Here is a 13334-nt window from a genome sequence, read left to right on the forward strand (position 1 = left end):
ATGAAAAACATATTGCTTTCTCTGTTGATACTATTTGTATTAAATGCTTGCAAAAAAGAAGCAAAAAGTACTCTTGTTTCTACTAAATCAAAGCCTGATTATACTCAATTTGTCGACCCTTTGGTAGGAACAAGCAAGATGGGGCATGTTTTTCCTGGAGCAACGGCACCTTTTGGAATGGTACAGTTGAGCCCCCAAACTAACTTTGAGGTGATGTTTAATGAGGACGGTAGTTACAATACAGAAACGTATGAGTATTGTGCTGGTTATCAGTACCGAGATTCAACTATTCTAGGGTTTACCCATACGAACTTTAGTGGAACAGGGCATTCTGATTTGGGGGATTTTTTAGTAATGCCCACGACTGGAGAATTGGTACTTGAACCTATGGTGAGGCAAGAAGGCAAAAAGGGGTTTTACTCTACGTTTTCGCATAGTGAAGAAAAAGCATCTCCTGGGTATTACAAAGTTAATTTAGAGAGTTATGGAATTTTAGCAGAATTAACAGCTAGCGAACGGGTTGGTTTTCATCAATACACCTTTCCAGAGTCAGAAGAAGCGCATGTTATCTTAGATATGGTGTACAATGTATATCATCATGATAATAAGAATGTTTGGACTTTTATTCGAGTTGAGAATGATTCTTTAGTAACGGGGTACCGACAAACTAAGGGATGGGCTAGAGATAAAAAGGTGTTTTTTGCCATGCAATTCTCTAAGCCTTTCAAAAGCTATGGGCACAAAAAATATGACGCTGTTAAATACGATGGCTTTTATCGACGTTTTGACCAAGAACATAATTTTCCTGAGATGGCGGGCAAGGACATTAGAGCATTTTTCAATTTTGATACAAAAAACGCTGAAAAAATTAAAGTTAAGTTTGCTTTGTCTTCTGTCAGTACTTCGGGAGCTTTGAAAAACTTAGAAGCTGAAATACCGCATTGGGATTTTGAAAAAACAAAAGAAGAGACAAAAAAGAAGTGGAACGAAGAACTTTCTAAAATAGAAGTGACTAGTTTGACGGAAGAAGATAAAGTGAATTTTTACACAGCAATTTATCATACTAACCTTTCACCTATTCTCTATGAAGATGTGGATGGTCAGTATAGAGGCTTAGATCAAAACATACATACTTCCAAAGGATTTACAAATTATACTATTTTTTCATTGTGGGATACTTATCGAGCTTTGCACCCATTGTTTAACATCACCCAACCAAGCCGCAATAATGATATGATAAAATCTATGTTGGCGCATTATGAGCAAAGTGTACATGGTATGTTACCTATATGGAGTCATTATGCTAATGAAAATTGGTGTATGATAGGCTATCATGCGACTTCAGTTCTTGCAGATGCAATGGTTAAGAAGGTAGGAAATTTTAATCAAAAGCAAGCTTTGGCTGCGTCAGTAAGCACAGCTAAGGTTAGATATTTTGATGAGCTTGGTGCTTATATAGATTATAAATATGTTCCAGATGATAAAGGGCATTCGTCTGTATCTAAAACATTGGAATATGCTTATAATGATTGGTGTATTATGAAGATGGCAGAGGAATTGGGAAATACTGCTGTTGCAAGAGAATTTGAAGATCGGTCTAAATCTTATGAAAATGTTTACGACCCTTCTATTGGTTTTATGAGACCCAAACTGTCGGATGGAACTTTTAGAGAATCCTTTGATCCAATGGACACACATGGTCAAGGGTTTATAGAAGGAAATGCGTGGAACTACGGATTGTATGTTCCTCAGTATATTGATAAAATGGTTGAGATGATGGGTGGAAAAGATCATTTCAGTAAACATTTAGATTCTTTATTTACAGTCGATATTGATGAAAAGTATATTGCTAAACATGAAGATATTACTCGTGATGGAATCATTGGAAATTATGTGCATGGAAATGAACCAGGGCATCACATCCCTTATTTGTATAACTGGACGGGGCATCCTGAAAAAACACAAGCACGTGTTCGTATGATTTTGGATACGATGTACGCTCCTAATGTTGATGGTTTGTGTGGAAATGACGATGCAGGGCAAATGAGTGCATGGTACGTTTTTAGCGCACTAGGGTTTTATCCTGTAACTCCTGGTTCTTCGGATTATGCATTAGGAAGTCCTTTAGTAAGAGATGCTGTAATTCATTTGGAAAATGGAAAAACGCTAAGAATTGAGGCTAAAAATCAGCATAAAGATAATGTGTATGTAAAAGAAGTTTACTTGAATGGAAAAAAACTTGATGGGACAATGTTATCTCATCATGACCTAGTCAAAGGGGGACATCTTTTATTTGAGATGTCGAATAAACCTGCAATAGAATCGAAATAATCTAATAACTATATATAATTTGTGCAATGACAGTCCGCTAATTTATGGCGGACTATTCTTTTTTAAAGTTGATCGATGGAATCTTTAGAATTGTTAACAGGAGTAGAATCCGAATTATCAACGGCTATGCTTGGTTCATTGGAGACATTTTGTTGTTCGTCAAATTCTCTTTGAAAACGGCGGTAAAATACGATAGCAATAAATACACCTAGACTAATAGCACTATCGGCAATATTAAAGATGGGTTGAAAAAACATGAAATACTTACCTCCAACAAAGGGCATCCACTTGGGCCAAAAACCTTCAAACATTGGAAAGTAGAGCATGTCTACTACTTTGCCATACAAAACCCCAGCATATCCTCCTTCAGAAGGCATAAAAGTAGCCAAACGTGGATTGTGAAAGGTACCGCTGTCAGAAAAACAAACGCCATAAAAAATAGAGTCAAGAATATTGCCCAAAGCACCTGCAAAAATTAGAGAAATACAAGCTAATAGTAAAAAGCTAGCTTTTTTGCGGACTAGCTTATTTAAAAAATAGGCAATAAATCCAACAACTACAATTCTAAAAAGGCTTAAAAATAACTTGCCATAATCTCCACCAAACTCCATCCCAAATGCCATTCCTTTGTTTTCTGTAAAATGAATCCGAAACCAATCCAAGCCCAAAACTTTAAAAGAATCGCCCAAAGGCATGTTTAGTTTTACCCAAATTTTGAGTACTTGATCAATTATTAGAATGAAAAAAATTAGACCTAAGACGAAATGTGAGCGTTTCAAGTTATAAGTGCTTTTGTATATTAAATACACTGTAAGGGAAATTGTTAAGCAAGCTTTGTGCCCTTTTATAGTGTATTAAAATGAAATTAGATATTGGTAGTTACGATCGCTTACTTAGACGGTACGTGGTAAAAATCTAGGAATCACTAACAGAAAGATTTTCTTCATTAATCGAAGACTCCTTGTTGTTATTGATGGTAACGTTTTCTTCTTCCTCTTTGTTAAAGAAATGTTTGTAAAAAACAAATATAATAGCTGTTCCTATAAAAACAGAGGCATCGGCAATGTTGAAAATAAATTCAAAAAATTGCAGGGGTTTGCCTCCCCAAATAGGAAACCATTCTGGAAAATGGGAATCAATTAATGGAAAATAAAACATATCAACCACCTTGCCATGTAAAAAATCTGTATATCCTCCTTCTGGAGGCATAAATGTTGCCACATCAATGGCAGTACTTTCTGAAAATACAAGACCATAGAAAACAGAGTCTAAAATATTGCCAACAGCTCCAGCAAAAATTAAGGTAATACTAGTAAGGACAATAAAAGAGGCATTTTGCTTGACCAGTTTATACAGCATATATCCTATAAAAGAAATAGCAACAATGCGGAACAAACTTAAAGCTAATTTACCATATTCGCCACCCCATTCAATTCCAAATGCCATTCCAGGGTTCTCTATAAAGTGGATGTGAAACCAGTTTAATCCTAAGACTTCAAAATAATCGCCCAAGGGCATGTTTAATTTTACCCAAATTTTTAGAGTTTGGTCCAAAATCAAGACCAATAAAGCGAGTGCTATCGTATAATGTGATTTCTTCAAAGTTTTTTATTTCAAAAGTTTGCAAAAACAATATAGGTTACTTATTTCCACGAAGTAATGTTAGAATTTGCTTAAGTAATAAGCAAATATGAAATTACTAAAAGTTGTATTCCTATTTAAAAAAAGATACAATTTTAAACAACTTCTTAATAAATAGTAGTTCGTTGATTTTTACTTTTTTAGCTCACTGCGCTCGTGAGATCGCAAGTTTAGTTACCAAAAAGATAAAAAAGCACATTTATATTATAGTGTGGAAAACTATTTATCCAAAGTATCAAAAATAAGAAAGAATTATGATTATGGCGAAAAGTAAATCTAAAATTAAGTTTTACTTATGAATTTGCGTTTCTCATTGTCATTTTACTAAAGATGGTTTGATGCTAGCGAATTGCAAGAAGTGCTCAATAATAACTTTATCATCAATAAATTTTTCAGCAGCATTAAAGAAAAACTCTGGATGCCACTGTACACCCATTACTTTTCCTTTAGGTGCATTATTATAATAAAAAGCTTCTATTAAGCCGTCGTCTGCATGAGCAATTGGGACTAAATCTTTGGCTAGCCTTTTGATTCCTTGGTGATGAATAGAATTTACCAAATGAGCGCTTTTATTTACGCGCAATTCATCTAACAATTCATTTTTTACTAGGTTTATAGGATGCGTATGTAAGTCATATTTTTTTGAGCAGTGATGCTTGACTTGTTTAGAATACTGGCTTGGCAAATCTTGGTACAAACTACCTCCAAAATAAACATTTAAAAGCTGGAATCCACGACAAATACCAAACACTGGATATTCTTTTTGCACAAACCAGTCCAAAATAGAAAGCTCATAGTCGTCTCTCAAAGAATCTCCGTGCCATTCTCCTATGGGTTGCTCTCCATATTGCAATGGACTAATGTCTGTACCTCCTAATAATGCTAAGGCATCTAACTGCTCTAAGAAAGATGGCAATAATTGGGGAGATAGATTGGGAATCAAAATAGGCATTACCCCAAAGGATGCCCAATAGTTTGCAAACTCCTTTTCTAAATAGCAGAGTTGCTTTTTTTGAAAGATAGTTCGTTGTTCGTTGGGTGGAAATAATCCACCTGTAATGCCTAGTTTTATCATATTAAATTATTTTTTCTATTAAAACCAAAACAAAAAGTGCCGAAGATGATATTAAAAAGTTTTTTTTTATTAAATTGATATAATTCCCGCCCAAAAAATAGGACTAAATGTAAATGTACTTCTTAATCAAAGGTTTAGATTTTTACTGTAAAGTATCTAAAATCAGAGAATGTTTATTTTTGGAAAAGGAATTCAATAAAATGTTTGTCCTTTATTAATAGTTATAAAAAATAGTACTTATTATTACGAATGTAAACGGTAAGAACCCTCTTGAATTATCGATACTACCGTATATTAAGTATAAAGATAAAAATGTAAATGAAAATAGAAGAAGACGAACAAATTTTAGGTGAAAATCAAGTTCAGGAGGGACTTGATGAAGGAGGAAAAAGAGTCACAGAGTTTAAAAGCAATCGTTTGTTTTTTATTTTAGGAGGATTCTTTTTAGCCAATGCTTTTATTGCAGAATTTATTGGAGTAAAGATTTTTTCTCTAGAAGGTACCTTGGGTATGTCTCCTTGGGGCTTAGATCCTATGGGAGGAGAAGGTCCATTGAATTTTACGGCAGGAGTATTGTTATGGCCAATTGTATTTATTATGACAGATGTTATTAATGAATATTTTGGAGTTAGTGGGGTGCGGTTTTTGTCGTATTTGGCGGCTAGTCTTATTGCCTATGCTTTTATTATGGTATTTGCGTCAATCAGTTTGTCGCCTGCCGACTGGTGGGTAGAAGGGTATACCGCTAAAGGAATCCCCAACATGCAAGCTGCCTTTGCTGGTGTTTTTGGGCAAGGATTATGGATTATAACAGGGTCTTTGATCGCTTTTTTGGTTGGTCAAATCGTTGATGCACTTGTATTTCGAAGAGTAAAAGTATGGACGGGCAAGAATAGAATATGGTTAAGAGCAACACTTTCTACAATGGTTTCTCAATTGATTGACAGTTATTTAGTGTTGTATATTGCATTTGTGCTGGGAGCCGATTGGTCTATGGATATGCTATTTTCAATAGGAACGACCAATTATGTTTATAAAGTAACGATTGCGATCTGCTTTATCCCGTTGTTGTATCTAATACACAAACTTATCGACAAATATCTAGGCAAAGAGGTTGCCGATGAATTAAAGGAACTTGCTTTGAAAAAGAACTAATATTGCCCTCTGAAAAAATCTAGTTAATCCATACAATAATATCAATCTGTTGGATTGTTACCATAAAATTTAATCGTGAGCCGTATGTTAAGAATAAAAACATACGACTTGCGATTTTAAGTTTATAGCGAGGGCAGTTCCTTAGGTCTGCTTATGCTTTTCTTCAAATCTGTTGCCTTTGATTAAGCTTCCCAATTATGCTCACAGTCAAAAAGACGCAATTTTAAACAACTTCATCATAAAATTTATAGAAACAATGAGTAAACTAGTGTTTGCTACTGCTAATCAAAACAAAGTTAATGAAATCCAAAAAATAATGGGAGCGCAATATGATTTCCTGTCTTTAGAAGACATTGGTTGTACGGAAGACATTCCCGAAACACAACCCACTATTGTTGGGAATGCACTCCAAAAAGCACGTTATGTCTACGAAAAATATGGAATGAATTGTTTTGCAGAAGATACTGGCTTGCAAATTCATGCTTTAGATGGCGCACCAGGGGTATATTCTGCTCGTTATGCAGGTCCTGCGAGAGATGCCAATAATAATATGGATAAAGTCCTAACAGAATTAGGGGATACAGATAATCGAGCGGCCCAATTTAAAACTGTCATTGCACTAATTTTGGATGGCAAAGAGTACACCTTCGAAGGAATTGTGGAAGGGTATATTCTAAAAGAACGTCAAGGAACAGGAGGATTTGGTTACGATCCTATTTTTAGACCAAGAGAAAGTGATCGAACTTTTGCGGAAATGTCTTCTGATGAAAAAGGTAAAATTAGTCACAGGGGGCGTGCTACCGAAAAATTGAGAAAGTTCTTATTGTCTTTGTAATATAGGATAGTAGGGCTATTTTCATTTTGGTATGAAATTTTCAATAAGACTGTTGTATATAATCATCGTAGTTCGTTGATTCGCTTAGCTACTACTGCGTGGTTTTAACGAACTATTGCAATTCATAACCAAGAACATCTTATGAAATATTTAGCCCTATTCGTTGTCCTTTTGTGTATCAATCAAACCGTCTCCGCGCAAGCCTACATTGCCCAAGTAGATTCTACCATAAAGGCAAAAGAATCTTGTCGCATGATAGATTTAAATTTGCCTTTTATTGGAATTGTAAGAATTGAGCCTGTTTCTTCTGCTTTTGCACAAGCTACCATTCCTTTTCAGATTCCTGTTTCCAAAAAGGAAATAGATAGCTTGCCATTGACAACAGCAGACACTTGTCTTTCGTCTGATTGTTTAGAATTAAAGAAAAATATCTGGATAGGTGTGGATTCTTTAGAGGTAGATGGGTAGTGAAATACTAAGGAAGTTTGGGATAATCGGTATATCCTTTGGCACCTCCGCCACCAAAAAGCGTGTGGGTATCCGTAATTTGATTCATCCTTGCACCAACTTTGACTCGTTCAGGAAAATCGGGATTGCTTATAAACGCTCTGCCAAAACCAATCAAATCAACTAAGTTTTGTTGAATTAAATCGTTGCCAGTTTGAGGCGTTTTATTTCCTGTTGCTATAATGGTGTGTTTGAACCGTTGTCTTAACGCTTCTCTAAAAGCGATCGGTATATTGGGCGCATCGTCCCAATCTGCTTCACACAGATGCAAATAGGCTACTTCAATATCGTTTAAAGCACTTGCTGCAAGCATAATGGTATCCATAATTTCAGGATCATCCATGTCTTTAAATTTTATAAATGGAGAAAGGCGAATACCTGTTTTTTCTGCTCCGATTGCTTTAACAACAGCTTGAGTAACTTCTATCAAAAAACGGAGGCGGTTCTCTTTAGAACCTCCATATTGATCGTTTCTATGATTGGTATTACTTCTCAGAAATTGATCAATTAAGTAGCCATTGGCACCATGAATTTCAACCCCATCAAATCCTGCTTCAATAGCATTTTTTGCTCCATACTTAAACTCTTGAATAACTTGTTGAATGTCATCGGTTGTCATTGCTTTAGGCTGCTCAACAGGAATAAAGGTAGCATCGCCATTGGGTGCTCCATCAAAAATATAAACATTGGTATCTTTTGCAATGATAGGAGAAGGAGCGATGGGTTGCAAGCCATTGACTTGAGCACTAGATACTCTGCCAACATGCCAAAGTTGTAAGAAAATTTTACTCCCTTGAGCATGAACTTTCTGAGTAATCTTTTTCCAACCTTCTATTTGCGCTTTGGTAAAAATACCAGGAGTTCGAGCATAGCCCATGCCTTGTTTGGATATTTGGGTTGCTTCTGTAATGATAAGCCCAGCAGATGCTCTTTGTTCGTAATAAGCAGCCATAAGGTCATTGGGAACAGCCCCTTTTTCGTTTGCTCTAGAACGTGTCATAGGAGCCATCACAAATCTATTGGTTAGAGGAATAGTTCCCATTGCAAATGGTTCAAAAAGTGCTGTAGATTTTCGTATTGACTTCATTATCTATTATATTTTAGTTCAGAATCATCTAATAATGTTTTAGGGTCTTCTTTTACCATGCGGGCGATTTCATCTTTGCGCATGAATACGACACCACTATGAGTTTTGGCATATTCAATAAATTCATCCACAACATTGACAATGGAGGGAGCTCCTCCAATTCTATCGTGTAGGCTTATGCTCATCATTCGTCGCTGATGTTTGCCTTCTTTATACAATTGGTTGAATTCTGCTTTTAGTTGTGCCAAAAATTGCTCTGGACTCCAATTTTTACCCGATATATTGACAATATCATTATTCCTTAGGGTATAAGGCATAACCACAAATTTTTCTCCACGTACATTGGTAATAAATGGTTCGTCTCTGCTTAAATCATCTATATGGTATAGAAAACCAAGTTCTTGTAAGATCTTTAAGGTATTAGGGCTTCTTCTAAGCCAGTTGCAGTTATAACCAATTCCCCTTTGTCCTGTGATGCTCTCTACGGTATCAATTCCTTTTTTTATAAATTCCAGTTCTTCTTCATAACTCAAATTCCATTGATCATCCCAAGCAATGCCATGGGCTGCAATTTCATGCCCACCATTAGCAATAGCTTTTGCTACATCAGGATATTTTATAGCTGCCTCCCCAACTACGTGAGAAGTAACCTTGATATCGTGTTTTTTCCAAAGTTTTAACATCCGATAGATGCCCTCTTTAGCTCCATATCTAAACCAACTTTCGGCAGGTAGGTCTACGGTGTTTGGAGGGAGAGGATTTCCCGAAAATGGGCTTTCGGCTCCCATAGGTTGTCCTCCTGTTTCAAATTGCATCGAAAAAGAAACAACTAATTGTGCTTGATTGGGCCAGTATTGAGTTGTCGTGTTTGTTGGTGTCGTGTTTGTTTTTTCTTTTGAACAACTGCTATTTATAATTATCAATAGAATTATAATAAAAGAGTGTTTCCAATGGTACTGCATAAGAGTAATTTTAGTTGATTTAAGTATTAATAGCTCAAATTTCAGCGAAAATATTATTTTTTATTTTGTAAAAAAACATGCTATTTTTGTAAAAAACTATCTTTGAGTATGGCAAAGCGATTTTACACTAGGTATGCACTAAATATATTTACTCTTGAGTTAGACGCATGGAAATTCCCCATGCACACACATAATTTTTATGAGTTAATCTTTATCAAAAAAGGTAAAGGAAAACAATCTATGAATGGTGTGCTATTTCCTTACAAAGAGGGAGATATATTTTTCTTATCTCCAAAGGATGAGCATTTGTTTGAAATTGTAGAAAAAACTACGTTTGAATTTATTCAATTTACAGAACAGTTATTCTTAGAGCAAGTGAACAAAGAGGAAAAAGGAATATGGGAAAAAACGATTGAGCAAGTTTTATATAGTCCGAATGTAATTCCGCAAGATATTATATGTATTGAGAACGATCGAGTAAAGCTATTTCAACTGCTTGCTTTACTAAAGGAAGAGTATGCTACCAAAAGAATGTATACCTATCAAATTTTGAGAGGAATTTTTCAGTCTATGATGTTAATCATTGTACGCAATTTACATGTAAAAAATCCATCATCAGAACAAGCTGTTTTTAAAGAGGAGGAAAAAATAAATAAGATATTGTCGCATATAAGACAGCATATTATGGAAAAAGAAAAAATAAGCCTTAAAGCGATTGCCGACAAGTTTTTTATATCAGAAAACTATATTAGTATTTTTATAAAAAAACATACCCAATTTTCGATCAAGCAGCTAATCATAGAAACCCGACTCAAGACGGCAGAAAGCTTATTACAACAGAGCAGCTATACAATATCTGAAATTGCAGAGCAGCTAGGATTTACAGATGCCGCACATTTTAGTAATACATTTAAGAAACACAAAGGTTGTAGACCCTCTGCGTTTAGAAAGAAAAATTAGGGTTCTAGAAATAGGAATGCACCTTAAAAATACTTAGAATATAGTTGGTTGCCCAATTGTATGATTTCATCTTTTTTAGCTAGAGCATGAAGCCAATTATTAGGAAAACCATCTGTTAAGTGAAGCCCTGCTAAACCGCCTGCTATGGCTGCTGTTGTATCGGAATCATCTCCTAAGTTAACCGCTTTTAATACAATATCTGAATAGGAATCCTCTTTTAGCCAACACCAAATGGCTGCTTCCAAAGAATGAACTACATAGCCACTACTATAAATTTCGTTTTCGGGAATATCTTCGATTAAATAATCTAAAACTCTTTTTAGATGAAGACTTTCTTTTTCTAACTCATAGCTATTTTTACAAAATTCATTGACATTATAAACCGCTTCATAATAGGCTTCTCGCTTATTTTCGGTTGTTAAGAGCTGAAGGCATATTTCAATATAAAGAAAAGAACATAAGGTGGAACGTAGATGCGCATGAGTGATTCCTGTTACCTCTTTTACAATGTTGAATCGATATTTAATATCATAATCTTTAAGATAAAACGCAAGAGGGACGATGCGCATTAAGCCACCATTTCCATTATCATTCTCTTGAGTACTACCTGCATTTAAAGGAGATACTCCTTGGATTAGTTTTTCAATCGCTTTTGATGTAGCATGACCGACATCGAAGACTTGGTTGTTAGGTGTCCAGTGTGCATTTTGAAGCCATTTAATAAAGGATTGGGCTATGTTTTGTAAGTCATAACCATTGCAAAGGCTTTCTGCTAAGCAAAAGGTTAAAGAACTATCGTCAGACCATGTACCTTTAGGTTGTTTGTGAGTGCCAAAACCAGTCATGTCTAGAACGGGATGCTTCTTTAAAAAATTTCTAGAAACCAATTCAACAGGAACACCTAGAGCATCTCCAATCGCTACTCCCAAAAGGCTGTTTGTTACAAAATTATATTGAGTCATGAGTTTTATGAGTTTAGCAAGTACTACAGTTTATAGCAACGAACTATGTTATTGATTTTAACCAAAAGTATCTTTTTCTAAGACTCCAATTCCAAACAATGCAAAGTCATACTTTACAGGATCGTCCTTATCAAAAACTCTTAGGTTATCCGTAAGTTCCAAGGTTGTTTTCCAATCGGTTTGCTTGCGTTGGATAAGATTGTAGCGACGACCAATTCGATCAACATGTACATCTAAAGGCATTAATAATTGACTGGGAGAAATTTCTTTCCAAAGCCCAAAGTCAACTCCTTTGTCATCTTGTCGAACCATCCATCTCAAAAACATGCACAAACGCTTACAAGTAGATTTTCGTTTAGGAGTTGCGATGTGTTTTCTAGTACGTTGGGGTGCATCTGGCAACGAAAAAAATAGATCGTGAAAACCAATTAAGGCTTTTTCTATGGTGGTATCTTCTTCGGTAAGATGTTGACTAAAAGCCGTTTCTAAAGAAGTGTTTTTTTGATAAAACTGTTGTAAGAATTCCAAAAAATAAAGCGTATCTAAAGGTTGAAAGGTACGGTGTTTAAAATTTAAAAACTTTTCTCGATCTTTCTCCTCGTGATTGACTATAAAGTCATAAGGAGCACCATCCATTAGGTCGATTAATTTTCGACCACTGTTGATAATCATAGTCCGTTTTCCCCAAGCCAACATAGCTACCCAAAAACCAATGATTTCTATGTCTTGCAACTGACTAAATTGGTGAGGAAGGCTGATGGGATCGTCTTCAATAAATTTAGGACAATTAAAAAGAGCCACTTTTTCGTCCAAAAGTTCTTTGAGCATTGTTTTATTATGAAGTTTTGTTAAAATTACTGCTTATTCAGACCACATAACAGGAGCGTAGAGGACTGCTATTGATTGACATTAATAAAAATAGAGTAAGGCAAATAAGCAAATAGCGACAAAGTATAGTGCCTTGTCGCTATTGGTCAATATTAAAAGATATTGAAAAAGTCTTAAGCCATTCCGTGGAAAACTTTTTGTACGTCCTCATCATCTTCAAAACGTTCAATCAGACTTTCGATGTCTTGTTTTTCTTCTTCGCTTAACTCTTTTGTAACCTGAGGAAAACGTTGTAAAGAAGCTTCTTCTACTTCAATTCCTAAGTTTTCTAGCGTCATTTGCATGGTTCCAAAGTCCTCATAAGCGGTGTAAACGTAAGCTTTTCCATCTGAAATATCAATTTCATCAGCACCCCCGTCAATTAGTTCTAGCTCTAACTCGTCCATGTCACGATCTCCTAAGTCAAAGATGAATTCACCTTTGCGATCAAACATAAAACTTACAGAACCACTTGTTCCCAAAGAGCCTTTTTCTTTGGAGAAATAAAAGCGGACATTAGCGACTGTACGAGTGGTGTTGTTGGTCAAACACTCGACGATAAATGGAATACCGTGAGGACCATAGCCTTCATAGACCACTTCTTCTAAATTCTCTGCGTCTTTAGAAGATGCCCTTTGAATCGCAGCATCTACATTTTTTTTAGGCATATTGGCTACTTTGGCATTTTGAATAGCCAAACGTAGTTTTGGGTTACTGTCTGGATCTGGACCACTTTCTTTTACTGCCAAGGCAATTTCGCGACCAATTTTAGTGAATACTTTTGCCATTTGTCCCCAACGCTTCATTTTGCGTGCTTTGCGATATTCAAACGCTCTTCCCATATGTTCTTACTTTATTTTTGTCCTAGAGAATACTCATGGATATTATGTGATGTCATTTGTATAATAGTCGTTTCAAGGACTATTCATATTATTTCGGTCTCAAATATACT

The 13334-nt window shown here is 35.5% G+C and carries 13 protein-coding genes; 5 read left to right on the forward strand and 8 right to left on the reverse strand.

Translation table 11 applies throughout. The features are described 5' to 3' along the window. Positions 1–2331, forward strand: coding sequence for a GH92 family glycosyl hydrolase (locus QP953_RS15220; protein WP_309551620.1), 2331 nt, complete (start codon positions 1–3; stop codon positions 2329–2331). A gap of 62 nt (positions 2332–2393) precedes the next feature. Here QP953_RS15220 and QP953_RS15225 read toward each other — a convergent pair whose 3' ends face one another. From QP953_RS15225 to QP953_RS15235, 3 genes are all read right to left on the reverse strand, one after another. After that, on the reverse strand, positions 2394–3110 hold the full coding sequence (locus QP953_RS15225) for a lipoprotein signal peptidase (RefSeq protein ID WP_309551622.1): 717 nt from the start codon (positions 3108–3110) through the stop codon (positions 2394–2396). Positions 3111–3246: 136 nt separating this feature from the next. Then, positions 3247–3933, reverse strand: a complete 687-nt coding sequence (locus tag QP953_RS15230; RefSeq protein ID WP_052598757.1) for a lipoprotein signal peptidase — start codon at positions 3931–3933, stop codon at positions 3247–3249. A 355-nt stretch (positions 3934–4288) separates the two neighbouring features. Beyond that, entirely contained in the window at positions 4289–5047 is a 759-nt protein-coding gene (locus QP953_RS15235) for a gamma-glutamyl-gamma-aminobutyrate hydrolase family protein (protein WP_309551623.1), read from the reverse strand. 318 nt (positions 5048–5365) lie between these two features. On the opposite strand from QP953_RS15235, the gene QP953_RS15240 reads away from it, so the two are divergent. From QP953_RS15240 to QP953_RS15250, 3 genes are all read left to right on the forward strand, one after another. Further along, positions 5366–6202: a queuosine precursor transporter gene (locus QP953_RS15240; RefSeq protein ID WP_081909615.1), complete on the forward strand. Its 837-nt coding sequence runs from the start codon at positions 5366–5368 to the stop codon at positions 6200–6202. A 256-nt stretch (positions 6203–6458) separates the two neighbouring features. After that, positions 6459–7037, forward strand: a complete 579-nt coding sequence (locus QP953_RS15245; protein WP_052599041.1) for a non-canonical purine NTP diphosphatase — start codon at positions 6459–6461, stop codon at positions 7035–7037. Positions 7038–7178: 141 nt separating this feature from the next. Then, complete coding sequence (locus QP953_RS15250) at positions 7179–7505, forward strand: hypothetical protein (protein WP_309551625.1); 327 nt, start codon at positions 7179–7181, stop codon at positions 7503–7505. Positions 7506–7512: 7 nt separating this feature from the next. Here QP953_RS15250 and QP953_RS15255 read toward each other — a convergent pair whose 3' ends face one another. Then, a complete protein-coding gene (locus tag QP953_RS15255) occupies positions 7513–8631 on the reverse strand; it encodes an alkene reductase (protein ID WP_309551627.1) in 1119 nt (372 codons plus the stop codon). Continuing rightward, entirely contained in the window at positions 8631–9446 is an 816-nt protein-coding gene (locus QP953_RS15260) for a polysaccharide deacetylase family protein (RefSeq protein WP_408913536.1), read from the reverse strand. Before QP953_RS15260 ends, QP953_RS15255 begins: the two co-directional genes overlap by 1 nt. Positions 9447–9701: 255 nt before the next feature. On the opposite strand from QP953_RS15260, the gene QP953_RS15265 reads away from it, so the two are divergent. Continuing rightward, positions 9702–10553 (forward strand): AraC family transcriptional regulator, encoded by an 852-nt coding sequence (locus QP953_RS15265; RefSeq protein WP_309551629.1) that lies wholly within the window; start codon positions 9702–9704, stop codon positions 10551–10553. A 23-nt stretch (positions 10554–10576) separates the two neighbouring features. Here QP953_RS15265 and QP953_RS15270 read toward each other — a convergent pair whose 3' ends face one another. The 3 genes from QP953_RS15270 to QP953_RS15280 form a co-directional block, all read right to left on the reverse strand. Continuing rightward, positions 10577–11515, reverse strand: a complete 939-nt coding sequence (locus QP953_RS15270; protein WP_052598751.1) for an ADP-ribosylglycohydrolase family protein — start codon at positions 11513–11515, stop codon at positions 10577–10579. A 57-nt stretch (positions 11516–11572) separates the two neighbouring features. Beyond that, entirely contained in the window at positions 11573–12343 is a 771-nt protein-coding gene (locus QP953_RS15275) for a TIGR02757 family protein (RefSeq protein ID WP_052598750.1), read from the reverse strand. A 173-nt stretch (positions 12344–12516) separates the two neighbouring features. Further along, on the reverse strand, positions 12517–13224 hold the full coding sequence (locus QP953_RS15280; RefSeq protein WP_052598749.1) for a YebC/PmpR family DNA-binding transcriptional regulator: 708 nt from the start codon (positions 13222–13224) through the stop codon (positions 12517–12519). Between the last annotated feature and the right edge of the window lie 110 nt (positions 13225–13334).

Source organism: Aureispira sp. CCB-E (assembly GCF_031326345.1).
In the GTDB taxonomy this organism is placed as follows: Bacteria; Bacteroidota; Bacteroidia; order Chitinophagales; family Saprospiraceae; genus Aureispira.

Coding starts and splice junctions, on each gene's coding strand:
- QP953_RS15240 (WP_081909615.1), top strand. CDS start 5,366: ATGAAAATAGAAGAAGACGAACAAATTTTAGGTGAAAATCAAGTTCAG.
- QP953_RS15250 (WP_309551625.1), top strand. CDS start 7,179: ATGAAATATTTAGCCCTATTCGTTGTCCTTTTGTGTATCAATCAAACC.
- QP953_RS15245 (WP_052599041.1), top strand. CDS start 6,459: ATGAGTAAACTAGTGTTTGCTACTGCTAATCAAAACAAAGTTAATGAA.
- QP953_RS15265 (WP_309551629.1), top strand. CDS start 9,702: ATGGCAAAGCGATTTTACACTAGGTATGCACTAAATATATTTACTCTT.
- QP953_RS15270 (WP_052598751.1), bottom strand. CDS start 11,515: ATGACTCAATATAATTTTGTAACAAACAGCCTTTTGGGAGTAGCGATT.
- QP953_RS15275 (WP_052598750.1), bottom strand. CDS start 12,343: ATGCTCAAAGAACTTTTGGACGAAAAAGTGGCTCTTTTTAATTGTCCT.
- QP953_RS15235 (WP_309551623.1), bottom strand. CDS start 5,047: ATGATAAAACTAGGCATTACAGGTGGATTATTTCCACCCAACGAACAA.
- QP953_RS15280 (WP_052598749.1), bottom strand. CDS start 13,224: ATGGGAAGAGCGTTTGAATATCGCAAAGCACGCAAAATGAAGCGTTGG.
- QP953_RS15255 (WP_309551627.1), bottom strand. CDS start 8,631: ATGAAGTCAATACGAAAATCTACAGCACTTTTTGAACCATTTGCAATG.
- QP953_RS15260 (WP_408913536.1), bottom strand. CDS start 9,446: ATGCAATTTGAAACAGGAGGACAACCTATGGGAGCCGAAAGCCCATTT.
- QP953_RS15220 (WP_309551620.1), top strand. CDS start 1: ATGAAAAACATATTGCTTTCTCTGTTGATACTATTTGTATTAAATGCT.